The organism is Acinetobacter sp. S40 (genome assembly GCF_016624705.1).
Taxonomy (GTDB): domain Bacteria; phylum Pseudomonadota; class Gammaproteobacteria; order Pseudomonadales; family Moraxellaceae; genus Acinetobacter.
In genome coordinates this window covers 308,814-325,932 of the sequence record NZ_JACVTU010000001.1, presented here as the reverse complement: position 1 = coordinate 325,932, position 17,119 = coordinate 308,814, and the positions used below count along the sequence as shown (strand labels likewise).

Here is a 17,119-nt window from a genome sequence, read left to right as displayed (position 1 = left end):
TTCAGGATATTTTAATTTTCAATACGAACGGTTGCAGTACGCCCTGCAACAAATGCCAAAGCATTTTTCGGCGTTTCATCCAACACGATTTTAACGGGTACACGTTGCGCTAAACGTACCCATGTGAAAGTCGGATTAACGTTGGCGAGTAAGGTCGAACTACTAGAACGTTCGCGATCTTCAATCCCGCTGGCGATTCCCTGTACGTGTCCACGGATTTTTTGAGAATCTCCCATCAGCTGGATGGTTGCTTTATCACCTACATGAATGTGATTGAGCTTGGTTTCCTCAAAATAGCCCACAACATAAAGTTGCTCACGATCTACCAGGGCTGCAACTGCATCACCAATTTTGACGTAATTACCCACTCGTAAACTAAAGTTCGATAATGTACCATCTGCGGGTGCAACTACTTCAGAACGCTTTAAGTTGAGCAAAGCTAAATTCAAAGCACTCTGCGAAACTTCAATCAACGCATGTTGCTGTTTAATAGTTGCCTGTGCTTGCTCAATAGTAGCTGCCATTTGCGCATCTTCAGCTTTGGATTGATCGCGTGTTGCATACATTTGATCCTGTTCCTGCTTAGAAATCGCCCCATCCATCAAGTTTGAATAACGCGCTGCATTTTTTTCAGCCAACTGCGTATTTGCACGAGATTTTTCCAGATTCGCCTTCGCCGCAACCTCATTGGCCTCAGCTTGAGCAAGACCAGCTTTGGCTTTGGCTAAATCAGAACGTGCTTGTTCTACATCCAGTTGTTGGCGTGCCACATCAATCCGAAATAAAGGCTGTCCTTTTTTGACAGACTGGTTATCCTGCACCAGTACTTCAGTTACTAAACCCGATACATCAGAAGAAACTTGAATCACATCACCACGGACTCGCCCATCACGTGTCCACGGTGCGGAATTATAGTAATTCCACAAATGAACAATCACAAAAATCGCTAATATTGCGATCACCAGTGTTACCAGCGGACGGACAATTTTCCGTGCATCAAAAGAACTCATGTTGCTTACCTTAAATTTCGCCTTAAACTTTCGTTAAAACTCATGTGGCTCAAGTTGCATATCGGACATTCATGTATCAATGATCAACACATTAAGCCTGAACCATTAAGAATATCCAGTGTACGAGCATCAACATCAATACATATAGACTTAAATTAAAAATACCAGGAAATCCAATCCACCCTGCGGCAATAAGTCGATTGGTCGCCAATGTCACGATTTTGAACAATATATAGGCCAAGATGGCCTGAATCAGCAATGTTGGAACATAAACACCGTACAAATTCAACTCACCCATGTACTGCTCCATTTAGCAACTGACTCTCTGCAACGCTTTTTTGTACATGGAAAATACTACTGCGAATATTATTCATACTCATCTGAATCCGATGTCTCACTTCAATATCTGATTCATTCACAACCAACGCTTCAATGTAATCTATTTGCGCCAAAACTTTCTGTTTTAACAGATCATCAAGCGCAATATGTTTTTCTTGATCACGAAAGCTTGCTTCTAGCAATTGTTGTAAATGTTTCAAAGCCTGCTTAAGTTCTGGCAAGGTTTTATTATTCTGGCTTAATTCAGCAATACGACTTAAATTGACCACTGCACTGGTTTCAATCAAAGCCAGATTCATAGCGTATTTTAACTCATCTGACTGCACCAGTTTGGTATTTAATACCCCAATCCGATCAAGCATACTCCGAAGATGAATCCGAAATTCTGAACCATAAGGAATATACAATGCTTCTTTTAAAGCACGATAATGCAAACTCAGAATCCGACGCGCACTGGTTTCTGGCGACATGGCACGGATAAAATAAATTGCCAAAATAGAAATGATTGGCCCTACCACCCCTGCCATTGCAGTATCCATTAAAATCACAGCATCCATCGCATAACGATTTTGTAGATTCAAACTCATGATAAAGTTAATCAACATCGGCAAAGCCAACATCATGAGCATGGGTGTGGGGAACATACTGGCCAAATAAATAACCAAAGGTGCCAGCACTACGCCCAACTGCCAGAACTCACGTACTTGCGGCATAATCACAAAGGCATAGAAAATGGTCAAAATCGCAGCATATACTGAACCACGTATAAATGTTTTTAATGCCGGAATGGGATTATCCAGCGTGGCCAGAATACAGGCACTGACTGCTGTCAACTGAGCCATCATATATCCTGCATGCCACCCCGTATAAATCCACAGTAAAAATGAGGTTGCTGTTGCAACACCCGCAGCAATCGAACTACGTACTGCAATACCATGATCACGATGTAGACTCGGATATTGCGTGGTAATGGTCGCGATGGCATCGGGAATACGTTTTTCGCCTTTTTGAATCAATTCCCACAACAGCTTCACCGCCATGACATTCTGGATAAAATGGCGAATATCCATTTTCAAAGCATCCAGCATAATTTCTTGTTGTGGCTGACTCAGTGCAAATAAATGCTCAAAATCCGACTCGAAATCTGCTGGCAGGTGGTTTAACTGAGATTCTTCAATATTTGTCTGAGCACGTAAAAAACTGACCACATCATGGTGGAGTTGACTTAATCCCTGTCGATAATGCTGATCAATCTGATCCAATTGAAAAATTCGCTCTGACATCGAGACCAGATTAGCAACCACCATGCTTTCCTGATGCAGTAATTCCTGTATCGGTTTAGTCATGCCATGCAATTCACCACTTTCATAAGCCAGATGTACCGCAAGACCATGAATGTCTGTTGTATCACGGGCAATATTTCCCAATAGCTGGGTATAACTTTGGCTATGTTGCTGATCAGTCAAAATACTGGTGAATACATCACGGGTATCGTCCAGTGTTTTTTGTACACGTTGCTGAAGCTGTGACCCTAAATGTGCAGGAAAAATCGTAGCCGAGACCACTGCACTACAAATCACTGCAATTGAAATTTCTAATACCCGACTTAAAGCCATATCAAAAACACTATGGCTATCAATATTATAAATCGAGCTACAGGCAATCATGACAGTGGTATAACCCGCCAACATAAACACATAACTTCGTGGGGTACGATCCAGTAAAGAAATATATAAACAAAAGCCAACCCAAACCGACAGGATACAAGTAAATAAAATCGGCATGTCAATTAAACGCGGCGTAAAGAAAATGGCTAATATTCCGCCCATTATCGTACCCGTAAGACGATACAAGGCTTTGGATGACACCATCCCCGCATAAGGCTGTGCAATAATCACCACCGTACCAGCTGCCCACATTGGATAAGTTAAATCCAGAACAAATGCGGTATACAACGCCAGCATCATAGCGATAAAGGTTTTGACTGCAAAAATCAAATCCATTCGCGATGGTCTAAAAGCCAGTATCTGTTTAAATAACATGAAACGATCTCAAAACAAGAATTCCATAGTGTTTAGTGTATACTCATGATCAATATGCGTTTTACACTTTCAGACAGCAATAGTCTCCGTGAATTGTATGCCAAAGCCTACAATGTCTACCCAAAGATCAATTTAATAATCAGATGATCACTAAATAAAGTGTCAATAGCTCGACTTTTAACAGTTTATTGTAAAAGCTGAACATGACATTTAGGAATCAATCACAGATGAGATGAAAAAAAAGCCAATAAGTATATGAGCAAATTTCTTCATTAGATATTTTATCCAAATAATTTTGACAAAAAAACGAAAAATAGTCAATAAAATATCTTATTATGATAATTAATCAAATTTTAAGCTTTGTTCTTTAATGCTTATTATCAAATCGACAGAATAAAGGCTGGTTAAATTTGACTGCAAGGCGTGGCACAATTTGTTATAAAAGATAATTATGCACGTGTTTCTGATGGTTCTTTAGCAAAGTAGGTAATCATGGCGCTTTCAAGCTTTGGCAAAATTTTAACGGTTCTGGATTTATTTTCGGTATCACGGCCTGTGATTAACGTTGATCATATCTGTGATGAACTGGGGTTATCCAAACCCACGAGTTACCGTTATTTAAAAGAGCTGGTTTCTGCTGATATTTTACAGCGCATCAGTGGCACTTCGGGTGATTACACACTGGGTTCAAAAATTGCGGTGCTGGATTATATCTCCCGCACGACAGACCCTCTGGTGCAAATTAGCAGCCCTTTCATGCAGGAAATCGCTGAACGCATTGAACTTTGTTGTTTATTGACTCATTTAAATCGTGATTACTGTATTGATATTCATCATGAAGTATTCCGAAATACTGATTTACTTTCTTACGGTAGAGGCTGTCCACGTCCTGTATATATGGGTTCATCACCTAAAGTGATCATTGCACAACTGCCTAAACGCCAGATTCAGGATTATTATCAACGTTTTGCAACACAGCTAGCAGAAGTAGGATTCGCACAGGATGAAGAAAGTTTTCTTGCGCGTATGAAGAAGATTAAAAAGCAGGGGTTTTATTTATCTCACGGCGAACTTGATCCCAATGTCTCGGGTTTATCTGTGCCGATTAAACTCTCTACCAATAAAGAATCACCACTGGCACTCACCATTGTGGCTTCAAAAAATCGGTTTGAATTTATTAATATCGAGAAGCTAATTGAGATTTTAAAAAGTAATGCAGCGCAAATCGAACACAAGTTTTTAACTCTCTCTCAAAATGAAAGAGCGCAAGCTTAAAAGAGGATTTCTGCTGAGAGTAAAAAGCTCATGTCAATTTCATGAGTTTTTTCTTGTTACACAACATACTCTTGAACATCTTCTTTTTGCTTTTTAGACTGAAGCTAATGTAGATTAATTCTAAGCGCCACAACAACAATGATCACATGAATTTCTGGCATCTTTTTCAGCAATTACGCCCTTTTGTACGACCTTACCGATTACTGGTAATTGCCACCTTAATCCTGACCTTAATTGGCGCACTTACTGCACAAGTCAATGCCCTCACCTTGCAATATGCTGTTGATCGCATCAATGCATTGGTCAAAGCTGGTCAAGGACTCAACGAAGGTTGGTCCATTCTGGCATTTATTTCAGCTATTTTATTAGGGAAGGAAATCCTGAATGCATTGGTGCAATTTGGGCAAAAATTTTATGGCGAAAAACTGCGCATTTATGTCTCACAAGATTTAGCTCAGGGAATTATTGAAAAATTCCTGACTTACCGTTTGACTTTTTTTAATCAGGAAAACAATCAAGCAGGCAAATTACAAACCCGTATTGACCGAGGTATTGGCTCACTAACGCGTTTGGTACAAATCTTCTTTATCGATATTTTACCACTTTTCACTAGCGCTATTCTTGCGCTGGGTCTCATGTTCTATGCTAATTTCTGGATCGGCTTAGTGGCTTTGCTGATTGTTCCAATTTATTTCTGGTTAACCTTTAAACAAGCTGAAAAACTCGGTGGTTGGCGACGTCGTTTACGTGATGGACGTGAAAAAAAGAGTCAGGGGATTTTAGGCATTATCCAATCAATTACGGTGATCAAATCGTTTAATCGCGAAGAGATCGAAGCCGAAAAACAACTGAAATTACAGCGCGATCTGACGGACAATCAAATGCATACTCGTCAGACCAGTTTTGTTTTTGATGGGGTCAAAACTTTTATCGAACAAATTGGTATTGTCCTAATTATTATTCTGACCTCCTATTTTGTACTCGCAGGGCAAATGAGTATCGGGATGATCATGTATCACATCTTATTATTTAATAATGTTTCTGCGCCGATTCGTTCACTGCATCGAATTTATGATGAAGTGAATGACGCTATAATTTATTCAGAAAGTTTCTTTCAGATTTTAAATGCCGATAATGAAATTGAAGATAGTGGTCATATTAAACCTACGATTAGAGGCCAATTTGAACTCAAAAATGTCAATTTCTGCTATGAAAATGGACATCAGGCATTAAAAAACATCAATATGGTGATACAGCCAAATAAAATTACGGCGTTGGTAGGGCTGTCGGGTGCAGGAAAATCGACGTTAATTAGTCTGCTAGATAAATTTTATTTACCCGAATCAGGAGAAATTTTTCTTGATGGGGTCAATCTTAATCAGATTGATACACACTATTTACGTGATCATATTGGGTTAGTACTACAAAAAAATCATATTTTTCAGGGTTCTGTTCTGGAAAATATTCGTTATGGTAAAATGGATGCAACACTGGATGAAGTCATCATAGCCGCTCAAAAAGCCTCTATTCATGAACAAATTAGCCATTTGGCTCAGGGTTATGATACGGATGCACTCATGCTCTCAGGAGGACAACAACAACGTATCGCTCTGGCGCGTATGTTTTTAAAAGATCCACCTATTATTTTTCTGGATGAACCGACTGCAAGTTTGGATGCGATTGCAACTGAACAAATCAAACATAGTCTGGATGAAATCAAACAAGGACGTACCGTCATTATGATTTCCCATAGCTTGTCGCAAATTATCGATGCCGATTATATGTACGTGATGCAGGATGGGGAAATTGTAGAGCACGGGGAGCATGAACAATTGTATTTACAAACAGGCGCATATAAAGACATTTTTGATGCAATGGCAAAAAGTTTGAATATCGATAAAATTGCTAAAACACTGGAAGATGAAGAAACGCATAGTTGAGTGTTAAAGTAAAAACTGTCTAAAGGTTAAATTGATACGGGGCTGCAAAATTTTCTGTGACTTCATGATCGCATGTTGCCAATGCTGTTGAGTTATTCCACGCATGACGATGAGCTGGCCGGATTGCAACAACATTTCAATTTTTTGTTTGGTGCGCATATGGCGGAAACAAAACTTTCGAGTCACTCCCAAACTCAAAGACGCAATCGTGGTTTGCTCTGCCAAAGACATATCACCATCGCTATGCCACGCCATCCCTTGTGTCCCTTCTTCATATAAATTGGCTAGGCACGAATTAAATTTTTCGCCGAGTAACTGCTCAAGTCTCTGCTTTAGGGTAAATAACCGATCATCCCAAGGTAAAGAGTCACGCATAACCCCAGAATAACCATAACGATAATGTGCATCGCCATACCATGCTACTTTGCGTGGAGTAATAAAATGTTTTCCATAGAGTTTGGCTTCATCATGTCGCCACTGCAAATGTTCAAACAGATAATTAAAATAAAACTCAGCCTGTTCGGGATTGAGAAATAAACCGTAATCCTGCACCTCGCCATCATAAGGCAACAGATTCGCCTGAGGTTCTGGTGCAAACAAATCCAGTGTCATACCACTTGCTCCTGTTTGGCCATTTCCCATGATAAAAGTGCTAGTTTACGTGCTTTACTCCAATGATATTCCCCGATCATACCAGTAGATCGAATCACACGATGACATGGGATCAAATAAGCAATTGGATTGTTTGCAACAGCACTAGCAACGGCCCGTATGGCCTTATGATGACCGATTTGCTCAGCAATCTGCTGATAACTACGCAATTGGCCCTCTGGAATAGTTAAGAGTGCTTCCCATACTTTGAGCTGAAAAGGCGTACCTTGTAAACGTAGTGGAATCTTCTGCTGTACGCTGTGTTTTAAATCACGCTGAAACCATCCTGCAACTTGTTGATGAAGTTCAGTTGACTTTGGTTGAAAGTCTGCTAACGCAAAGCGTTGTTGCAATTGATCCAGCGCTGTCAGATCAGTCAATGCATCTGATAAAAATTGAATGGAACATATGCCTTTAACTGTACTTGCAATAAATACATCGCCAAACGGAGTTGCCTGAATAGAGTAAGTGATCAGCAGCGAAGCGCCATGCTGTTTATATTCTCCTGGCGTCATCCCTTCAATCTGTATAAATAAATCATGCAAACGCCCAGTTCCTGACAATCCCGTTTCCAGTGCAGCATCCAAAGTACTATAGTGCTGTTGTAGTAAAGCTTTGGCTCGTTGCAAACTCAAATATTGCACAAACTTTTTAGGGCTAATGCCAACCCATTCTTGAAACTGGCGCTGTGCATAACTAGGGCTTAAATCCACAGTCGCAGCCATTTGTTCCAAAGTGGGTTGATCATCAAAATGCTGATAGGCATATTCAATCATGCTTGCCATCACCGTAAACTGACTGGAGGATAAGTTTTTCATCATCAAAACTCCTGTATTCAGTTTTACTGTAAAGCAAAGCATAAATCTTGACGACCCGATTCTTGCGCTCAATAAAAAGCCTTTCATCAGAAAGGCTTCATATACTCAAGGTTGTTTGAGATAGGGCCAAGCCGCTTTTAAATAAATAAACATTGACCACAGCGTCAAAATAACAGCCGTATATAATAAGGCATAAGCCAGTAGCTCAAGCGGCTGCCAGTTGAGTAGAAACACACTAATCGCAATCATTTGAAAGGCTGTTTTATATTTGCCTACGGTTGAAACTGCAACATTGGTTCTTGCTCCCAATTCGGCCATCCACTCACGCAAAGCAGACACGGTAATCTCACGGGAAATAATGACAATAGCAGCAAAAGCCATCGCAATCGTGGGTTGCCATTGCACTAATACAATCAGAGCAGCCGCTACCATCAACTTATCTGCGACTGGATCTAAAAAGCGTCCGAAAGCGGAGCTTTGATTCAGTGCACGTGCCAGATAACCATCAAACCAGTCGGTAATCGCAGCTAAAACGAAAATTGCAGTTAAAATAAGATGCCTTAGAAAGCTTCCTTCATGCTCATTTACCCCTATCGCAGGTGGCCAATAAGCAATTAATAAAAAAACCGGAATCAACGCGATACGCGCAAGGGTTAAAATGTTCGGGATATTCAGGATGCGCCCTGTTGTCATAGACATCGCCAGTTTAGTCCCCTCATTGCCGCCACAAGGCGAATGCAACATTTAAAAGAAGGCAAGATATTTTCTACGCCCAACTTTATACGAAATACCCAACAGTGTCGACTAGGCAAATACGGTAACCGTCTGACGGCAAATCGCCAACAATTGATCCTGTTCATTCCAGACATAGGCATGTTCAGTGGAATATCCATGCTCAGCATATTCAGTCACCACTTTATATTTAAACCAGTCGTGTAATTGCTCTTTTAAGGAATGAATAAAAGTGATATGCCAAGTCAGTGAACTCGCTGGTGCTGGCGTCTTAAACATGCTCAGCACACCGGGTGGCCAAATATCGGTCAATGTCACAAAATCTGCCAGTGTAATTTTACGATTCGCTTCCTGCTCAGGCGAAAATCTTGCCCATCCACCAAAGTCTGGACTTGGACTCCCCATCATCGGATATTTTCCTTCTGCCCAACGCAGGTCAAAGTGTTGATAACACTCTGGCATCATTTTAGCAAAAGGTAACGGGGCCAATTGTTCAGCTCGTGGATAGGCAGGTATCGTAGGTTCCTGCCGAACATGAATACTCGACTCACGATCCGTACCAAAACTGGCGACCAAAATACTTTGTACTGCATTTTCCTGCCATAACCGTACTTCAAGCGTGGTCACAGACTTGCCCTGACGTAAAATCTCAGCTGTTAAATGCGCTTTTCCCGCCTGTACTGGCCCGACAAAAGTAATACTACAACTCAATAAACGTTTGGTTTCATCCTGAATGGTGCATAGTGCTTTATGCATTAAAACGCCAGCGGCCAGACCGCCAAAAATCGTGCGTCCTTGTAACCAACCGTCAGGTAAATCAATCCAGTCCTGTTGTTCAATTTCACGAAATAACTGCGTGAGTGACATGTTATTTTTCCAGTTTATTGATCTTTCACATATTGTGATGCTTTTTTATAGATGTAAATGATCTTTGACGCATGAGTCATTGGATATTTTGGTCACTCATTAAGGGTATGACCATTTCTTAAAAAACTGTTGATTATTATTCATGCAGAATTTTATAAATGGTTCGTGCCATGTTAGGACCCAGTCCAGGAACCAGCGTTAACTCTTTTTCCGAGGCTTTCAGTACTCCCTGAATCCCACCAAAATGGGTCAGTAAGTCTCGACGACGTTTTGGCCCAAGCCCAGGAATTGCTTCTAACACTGAACCCGCACGGCGTTTATCACGCTTGGCTCGATGTTTGGTAATCGCAAAACGATGCGCTTCATCACGCACCTGTTGAATAAGATGTAATGCTTTATGATCCTCAGGCAACTGAATTTTGGTGCCATCAGTAAAATGCAAGGTTTCTAGCCCCGGTTTGCGTCCTTCGCCTTTAGATACACCCACCATAAATGCATCCAGTTGCAACTCCTGCATCACATCCATTGCCATGTGAAGTTGTCCTTTACCACCATCAATCAACAGCAAATCTGGTAATAAATGCTTTTTATAACGACGTGTCAATGCTTGACGCATCGCTGCGTAATCATCACCCCCCGTAATATCCTGAATCGCAAACTGGCGATAATCACGTTTGCGCGCGCCACCCTGATCAAACACAACACAGGATGCAATCGGTGCTTCCCCCATGGTATGACTGATATCAAAACATTCGATTCGATCAATCGGTCGTCCTACTACTTGTTCTAATTGGTGAAAACGTTCATTTAGTTCCAGATGATTACTCAGTTGCCCTTTAATTGCATGCTGTACATTCATTTGCGCCAGTTCTAGCCACTCGGCACGGGTTTCGCGTACATTGTGTTTAATCTGTACTTTCTTCTCAAATTCAGTGTGTAGTGCCTGTTCCAGTTCTTTGCTATCAGGCAATGCAACATTAATGATTAACTCTCCTGGAACTTCATCAGCCACCTGAAAATAAAAATTAGCCATAAAGTCACTGAGCATTTGTCCTAGATCATCACTCAACATATCTGGAAAATAACTTTTACCCCCCAGCATTCGACCATTACGGACATGCATGATCTGAACACAAGTCACGCCAGCTTGATGGGCAATGGCCAAAATATCCGCCTCACCTTTCACTTTAAAGACCGCTTGTTGGGCTTGAACTTCACGCAACAACGCCAAACGATCACGATAAAATACCGCTTTTTCAAACTCGAGCTGCTCTGCTGCCTGCTCCATTTTGGCAATCAATTCCTGATTGAGCTCTCTAGTATCGCCTTGTAGAAAACGGATGGAGTTATCCACATCTTCTTTATAGTCCTGTGGAGAAATTAAACCCACACACGGTGCCGTACAGCGTTTAATCTGATATTGCAGGCAGGGACGCTTACGTTGTGAAAAAAAGCTATTTTCGCACTGACGGACATTAAACAATTTTTGTAGAACCAATAAGGTATCTCGAGCATTGTAAGCGCTGGGATAAGGCCCAAAAAACTTACCAACCTGATGCTTACCTTTACCTCGTCCACTGGCAATACGTGGATAAGGCTTATCTGCCGAGACAAAGATATACACATAGGATTTATCATCCCGCAGCATAATATTATAGGGTGGACGATGTAACTTGATCAGATTTTGTTCGAGTAATAAAGCTTCAGTTTCCGACCGTGTGACCAATGTTTCAATATTATGGATACGCGCAACCAAAGCCTGAGTTTTAGGATGCTCAATAGTTTTGACAAAATAACTCGACACCCGATTTTTTAAATTTTTGGCTTTGCCAACATATAATAACTCGCCATCTTTACCCAGCATTTTATAAACACCGGGTAATTGGGTCATATGAGTAAGAATTTTTTCAATATGTGGGCGCGCGTTTGAATTCACTGTATCTTGGCTTTCCTTTGGCTACATCAGTGTATGTTGTGTTAGAGCATTCTCTTTTCAAGCATTTATATTTTTGTTTGCTGTAAAGAGACATACTTACAATGAAAAAGACGATCATTGTTTAATAATGACGATGGTCCAGATGTAAAGCTTCTGTAAATTTCTGCTTATCTTTCGGCGAAACCAGCACGTATTTAGACTTTCCATCCTTCAAATAATCAATACGCAATCGATCCAGAGACAATGCAGGAGATGAAAGCGGATTATTAGTTGGAGTAATATTTTGGATATTACTTCGTACAATCGTCCATGTTAAAAACATGCTATGAATGATCAGTTGGTCTTCAGTCACAACATAACGTGTATTCACAACAGGCCACCACATAATTGCAATGACTAAAGCATAAACAATGCCGTGTTCTGGATAGTCTGCTAAAGTCCCTCTAAGCTGCATACTCCATAACATTTGCAATAAAATCCCTGTCGCTGCGATGATAAAACCCAATATCCACCAGTCTTTTTTAGAGCGAAAGGTATGCATGCAAAACTCCCCAATACAATTATTAATTTTTTAAATTTTACACAATCTTTAAAACTGGCTTTATCTTCTCATGAACTTGTTATAAGGGCAAAGCATATGCAAATCACGTATCCTTTTCTGCTCAAAAGTATTTCTTTTACCCCCAAAAAAACGCCCTTTCGGGCGTTTACATTATGTCATTTTTGAAAAAAATTGATAATTTGGGGCATATAAGGACGTATAAAAATCAGGAAAAATATGCCGAGCATCAGGAACCATTTCAGGAAATAGTATAATTTGCGGTTTTTGGCTTTTAAGGCCTTAGCTTTGATTCGGATTTGATAAACATAACCAAAAGCTTTATTTAAACCGCCAGTCTGGTCTCCAGTTTCATTAGGTGAACTGGCCGCAGTCATCACATTTTTACCAAACCAATGATTGAACTTTTCCATCAACCGGGTTTTTAACGGACGTTCAACATCAGCAAAGAAAATAATGCGATTTTCATCAGTACCATTTTCGGCATAGTGAATATAGGTTTCATCAAATACCACGCTTTCGCCATCACGCCATGAATAAAGCTGTCCATCGACATCAATAAAACAACGGTCATCATTGGGAGTGATTAGACCCAAGTGATAGCGTAGAGAACCCGCGTAAGGATCGCGGTGACGCACCAGACGACTATGAGGTGCAAGTTCAGTAAACATGGCGGCTTTAATAGTAGGCAATGTTTTTAGCAAAGCAGTGGTTTTTGGGCACAACTCGGCCGCCGATGGATGTGCAGAGTCATACCATTTTAAATAAAAGCGTTTCCAACCCGTTTTAAAAAATGAGTTAAACCCTAAGTCATTGTAGGTACTAGATGCCTTAATCCCGCCCTGTGCATATAAAGCCTGTGCTTCATCGCGAATCATTTCCCAATTTTCATCCAACACTTTTAAATCTTTAAAATGCTGTGTATCGATATAGGGCTGATTCGGTACTCTTGAAAAGAGGTACATCAAAAAATTGATCGGCGCCAAGATGGTGGAATGATCAAAAAATTGACGATAAAACGAATGTCGTACTTTCCCGCGATTTTGGATATACAAAGCTGAAATCACAAAAATCGCTAATATGATCCATTTAATCATATTGCTACTCTTTTCAAATAAGGATGGCAAACACCGAGCAAAAAATACCCACTATATAAGCCACTGATCATGGTTAATGGCGTGAGATTTTAGCAAAAGCCAAAGCGAAAAAGCGAATTTTCGTCGATTTGGACAAATTTTTATGTGGGTATTTGAATAAATAATTTGATGCAATTGACCTTTTTGACAGAATGGTTACAAAAATAGGGCTACTTTTTTTGGGCTGAATCCATTATAAAAATATAAGTTTTTATAAAAAACTTGAATTGAAACAGGAAGTTCATTATCTACCGTTATGATTAGGGAACGATATTTACAAAAACTCGCAATAACAGGTAACAAAAATAGATGACCCTTGCGTCACGGCTTGATACAACTTGTTATGCTGTTTTTGGATATAGTTATCGTAAGATTAGCGGAGCATAAACGTGTGCAACTATAACGCATACGCGCTTCATCACATCAACGTAGAAGTCCTCCAAAATAAAGGAGATCAGGCATGATCCACGCTGGCAATGCCATTACCGTCCAAATGCTTGCGGACGGAATTGCAGAATTCCGCTTTGACTTACAAGGTGAGTCAGTCAACAAATTTAACCGCGCAACGATTGAAGACTTTCAGGCAGCCATTGCCGCGGTTAAAGTTAATCCTGAAATTAAAGGCTTAATCGTCACTTCAGGCAAATCCACATTTATCGTGGGTGCAGACATTACCGAGTTTGGACAAAATTTTGCCCAAGGTGAAAAAGCCATCGTTGATTGGGCTCTGCCTGTTCATGAAATTTTTAATAGCTTTGAAGATTTAAACATCCCAAAAGTTGCTGCCATAAATGGTATGGCATTGGGCGGCGGTTTTGAAATGTGTCTGGTCTGTGACTATCGTGTGATGTCAGAACAAGCACAAGTCGGCCTACCTGAAATTAAATTGGGGATCTTCCCTGGCTTTGGTGGTACGGTTCGTTTAAGCCGTGTAATTGGTATTGACAATGCAGTTGAATGGATTGCCATGGCTGCACCCAAAAAACCTGTTGCTGCATTGAAAGATGGCGCGGTAGATGCTGTCGTTACTGCCGACAAATTACAAGAAGCAGCAATTGATCTGGTTAAACAAGCCTTGGCTGGTCGTTTGGACTGGAAAGCTAAGCGTCAGGAAAAACTTGAGCCAGTCAAACTCGACCCACTTGAGCAAATGATGGCCTTCAATACAGCTAAAGGTGCGGTACTAGCTAAAGCGAATCCTGCTCAATACCCTGCTCCGAAACTCATGATTGATTCGATTCAGGCAGGTGCCAACTTAGGTCGTGATGATGCGTTGAAAGCAGAGGCTGAAGGTTTTGCTAAAGCAGCTGTTACCCCTCAGGCAGAAGCATTGATTGGTTTATTCATCAACGATCAGGTGGTGAAAAAAGCGTCGAAGAAACATGAAAAAGGCGCGCATCCAGTTAACCAAGCTGCTGTACTTGGTGCAGGCATCATGGGTGGTGGTATTGCTTATCAAGCTGCCAGCAAAGGCACACCAATTATCATGAAAGATATTGGGAATGCCCAACTTGCGCTAGGCATGAAAGAAGCCAACGGTTTATTGACCAAACAAGTTGAACGCAAGAAGCTAAAACCAGCTCAAATGGGTGAAACTTTAGCGCGCATCCGCCCAACTTTGAGCTACGATGAGTTTAAAGAAGTGGATATCGTGATTGAAGCTGTCACTGAAAATCCAAAAGTAAAAGAAGCAGTTTTAGCCGATACTGAAGCAAAAGTACGTGATAACACGATTATTGCCTCTAACACCTCAACAATTTCAATTACACGTTTAGCAAAAGCATTAAAACGTCCTGAAAATTTTGTAGGTATGCACTTCTTTAACCCAGTTCATATGATGCCACTGGTTGAAGTTATTCGTGGTGAACAAACTTCGGAAGAAGCTGTTGCAACCACCGTTGTACTCGCGCAAAAAATGGGTAAAACCCCGATCGTAGTTAATGACTGCCCGGGCTTCCTAGTGAACCGTGTATTGTTCCCTTACTTTGGTGCGTTTGATCTATTACTTAAAGATGGCGCTGACTTCCAGCAAATCGATAAAGTCATGGAAAAATTTGGCTGGCCAATGGGTCCTGCTTACCTCATGGATGTCGTTGGTATCGATACTGGCGTTCATGGTGCAGAAGTCATGGCAGAAGGTTTCCCAGACCGTATGAAGCCAGATTACAAAGGTTCTATCCAAACCATGTATGAAGCAAAACGTTTAGGTCAAAAGAACGACGTTGGTTTCTACCAATATGTACTGGACAAAAAAGGCAAAAAAGCCAAAACCGTTGATCCAACTGCATATGAAGTGATTGCACCTGTAGTAACTGGCGAAAAACGCGAGTTTGACGCTCAGGAAATTATCGATCGTATGATGCTAGCACTGTGCAACGAAACGGTTCGTTGTCTTGAAGATAACATCGTTGCAACACCAAGCGAAGCCGATATGGCGATGATTATGGGTATTGGTTTCCCTCCATTCCGTGGTGGACCATGTCGCTATATCGACCAGACTGGCGTAGCTGAATACGTTGCACTTTGCGACAAATATGCACACTTAGGTAAAGCTTATGAAGCGCCACAGATGTTGCGTGACATGGCTACCAATAACAAAAAATTCTACGGTTAAGGAGCGACGTGAATGGCTACTTTAAATCCACGTGACGTTGTGATTGTTGATGGCGTTCGTTCTGCCATGGGCAAATCACGTAACGGTATGTTCCGCAATGTACGTGCCGACAGTCTATCTGCTGAATTAATACGTGCACTTGTTGCTCGTAATCAGTTCGATGTTAACGAAGTTGAAGATGTAATCTGGGGCTGCGTCAATCAGACTCTTGAACAAGGGATGAACATTGGTCGTAACATCGTGTTATTGGCTGATTTACCTAAAACTGTAGCAGGTCAAACGGTCAACCGTCTTTGCGGTTCATCTATGCAGGCGATCCATACTGCTGCTGCACAAATTGCAACCAATCAAGGTGAAGTCTTCATTATTGGTGGTGTTGAGCATATGGGCCACGTAGGAATGATGCATGGCATTGACCTTAACCCAGAAGCTTCTAAGCACTATGCTAAAGCCTCCAATATGATGGGCTTAACGGCTGAAATGTTAGGTCGTATGAATGGCATTAGCCGTGAAGAGCAGGACAAATTTGGTGTTGAATCTCATGTTCGCGCATGGACAGCAACTCAAGAAGGCCGCTTTAAAAATGAAATCGTGGGTATCGAAGGTCATGATGCCAACGGCTTTAAAATTCTATGCGATGTCGATGAAGTGATCCGTCCAGATGCAAACCTTGCTTCATTTGAAGCATTGCGTCCTGTATTTGATCCTAAAGGCGGTACAGTTACAGCAGCGACATCTTCTGCGTTATCTGATGGCGCATCTGCAATGTTGCTGATGTCTGCACAACGTGCGCAAGATTTGGGCTTAAAACCACGCGCGGTCATTCGCTCAATGGCGGTTGCGGGTTGTGATGCTGCAATTATGGGTTATGGTCCAGTTCCAGCGACTCAAAAAGCGTTGAAACGTGCAGGTTTAAGCATAGCCGATATTCAAACAATTGAATTGAATGAAGCTTTTGCGGCTCAAGGCCTATCCGTAATGAAAGGCTTGGGGATCTACGACAAGCAAGACATCATTAACCATAATGGTGGTGCGATTGCCTTAGGCCACCCACTCGGCTGTTCTGGTGCTCGTATTACTACAACATTATTGAACGTGATGGAACAACAAGACACACAAATTGGTCTTGCCACCATGTGTATTGGTCTTGGTCAGGGTATTGCGACCATTATTGAACGTGTTTAAGATTTAAATATCTCC

General features: G+C 41.2%; 14 protein-coding genes. 4 read left to right on the top strand and 10 right to left on the bottom strand.

From position 1 onward, the window contains the following. Nucleotides 1–11: 11 nt before the first annotated feature. From IAE19_RS01460 to IAE19_RS01450, 3 genes are all read right to left on the bottom strand, one after another. Nucleotides 12–1,010: an HlyD family secretion protein gene (locus IAE19_RS01460; RefSeq protein ID WP_200459162.1), complete on the bottom strand. Its 999-nt coding sequence runs from the start codon at nt 1,008–1,010 to the stop codon at nt 12–14. Between the two features lie 91 nt (nt 1,011–1,101). After that, nucleotides 1,102–1,308: a DUF1656 domain-containing protein gene (locus tag IAE19_RS01455; RefSeq protein ID WP_200459161.1), complete on the bottom strand. Its 207-nt coding sequence runs from the start codon at nt 1,306–1,308 to the stop codon at nt 1,102–1,104. Next, complete coding sequence (locus IAE19_RS01450; protein WP_200459160.1) at nt 1,301–3,391, bottom strand: FUSC family protein; 2,091 nt, start codon at nt 3,389–3,391, stop codon at nt 1,301–1,303. The genes IAE19_RS01455 and IAE19_RS01450 overlap by 8 nt, the downstream gene beginning before the upstream one ends. Nucleotides 3,392–3,883: 492 nt before the next feature. Between IAE19_RS01450 and IAE19_RS01445 the strand changes: the two genes are divergently transcribed. Both IAE19_RS01445 and IAE19_RS01440 read left to right on the top strand, forming a co-directional pair. After that, nucleotides 3,884–4,666: an IclR family transcriptional regulator gene (locus IAE19_RS01445; protein WP_200459159.1), complete on the top strand. Its 783-nt coding sequence runs from the start codon at nt 3,884–3,886 to the stop codon at nt 4,664–4,666. A 146-nt stretch (nt 4,667–4,812) separates the two neighbouring features. Then, nucleotides 4,813–6,606 (top strand): ABC transporter ATP-binding protein, encoded by a 1,794-nt coding sequence (locus IAE19_RS01440; protein WP_200459158.1) that lies wholly within the window; start codon nt 4,813–4,815, stop codon nt 6,604–6,606. A 3-nt stretch (nt 6,607–6,609) separates the two neighbouring features. Here the strand turns inward: IAE19_RS01440 and IAE19_RS01435 are convergent, their stop codons facing one another. From IAE19_RS01435 to lpxO, 7 genes are all read right to left on the bottom strand, one after another. Beyond that, nucleotides 6,610–7,218 (bottom strand): alpha-ketoglutarate-dependent dioxygenase AlkB family protein, encoded by a 609-nt coding sequence (locus tag IAE19_RS01435; protein WP_200459157.1) that lies wholly within the window; start codon nt 7,216–7,218, stop codon nt 6,610–6,612. Continuing rightward, nucleotides 7,215–8,075, bottom strand: coding sequence for a bifunctional transcriptional activator/DNA repair enzyme AdaA (locus tag IAE19_RS01430; RefSeq protein WP_200459156.1), 861 nt, complete (start codon nt 8,073–8,075; stop codon nt 7,215–7,217). Before IAE19_RS01430 ends, IAE19_RS01435 begins: the two co-directional genes overlap by 4 nt. A gap of 105 nt (nt 8,076–8,180) precedes the next feature. After that, entirely contained in the window at nt 8,181–8,768 is a 588-nt protein-coding gene (pgsA, locus tag IAE19_RS01425; RefSeq protein WP_200459369.1) for a CDP-diacylglycerol--glycerol-3-phosphate 3-phosphatidyltransferase, read from the bottom strand. Nucleotides 8,769–8,879: 111 nt separating this feature from the next. Beyond that, nucleotides 8,880–9,674 (bottom strand): thioesterase family protein, encoded by a 795-nt coding sequence (locus IAE19_RS01420; protein ID WP_200459155.1) that lies wholly within the window; start codon nt 9,672–9,674, stop codon nt 8,880–8,882. A gap of 136 nt (nt 9,675–9,810) precedes the next feature. After that, complete coding sequence (uvrC, locus tag IAE19_RS01415; protein ID WP_200459154.1) at nt 9,811–11,610, bottom strand: excinuclease ABC subunit UvrC; 1,800 nt, start codon at nt 11,608–11,610, stop codon at nt 9,811–9,813. A 121-nt stretch (nt 11,611–11,731) separates the two neighbouring features. Then, nucleotides 11,732–12,151: a PH domain-containing protein gene (locus tag IAE19_RS01410; protein ID WP_200459153.1), complete on the bottom strand. Its 420-nt coding sequence runs from the start codon at nt 12,149–12,151 to the stop codon at nt 11,732–11,734. A gap of 176 nt (nt 12,152–12,327) precedes the next feature. After that, complete coding sequence (lpxO, locus tag IAE19_RS01405) at nt 12,328–13,266, bottom strand: lipid A hydroxylase LpxO (protein WP_200459152.1); 939 nt, start codon at nt 13,264–13,266, stop codon at nt 12,328–12,330. A 499-nt stretch (nt 13,267–13,765) separates the two neighbouring features. Between lpxO and fadB the strand changes: the two genes are divergently transcribed. Both fadB and fadA read left to right on the top strand, forming a co-directional pair. Then, a complete protein-coding gene (gene fadB / locus IAE19_RS01400) occupies nt 13,766–15,919 on the top strand; it encodes a fatty acid oxidation complex subunit alpha FadB (RefSeq protein ID WP_200459151.1) in 2,154 nt (717 codons plus the stop codon). A 12-nt stretch (nt 15,920–15,931) separates the two neighbouring features. After that, entirely contained in the window at nt 15,932–17,104 is a 1,173-nt protein-coding gene (fadA, locus tag IAE19_RS01395; RefSeq protein WP_200459150.1) for an acetyl-CoA C-acyltransferase FadA, read from the top strand. The last annotated feature ends 15 nt before the right edge of the window (nt 17,105–17,119 follow it).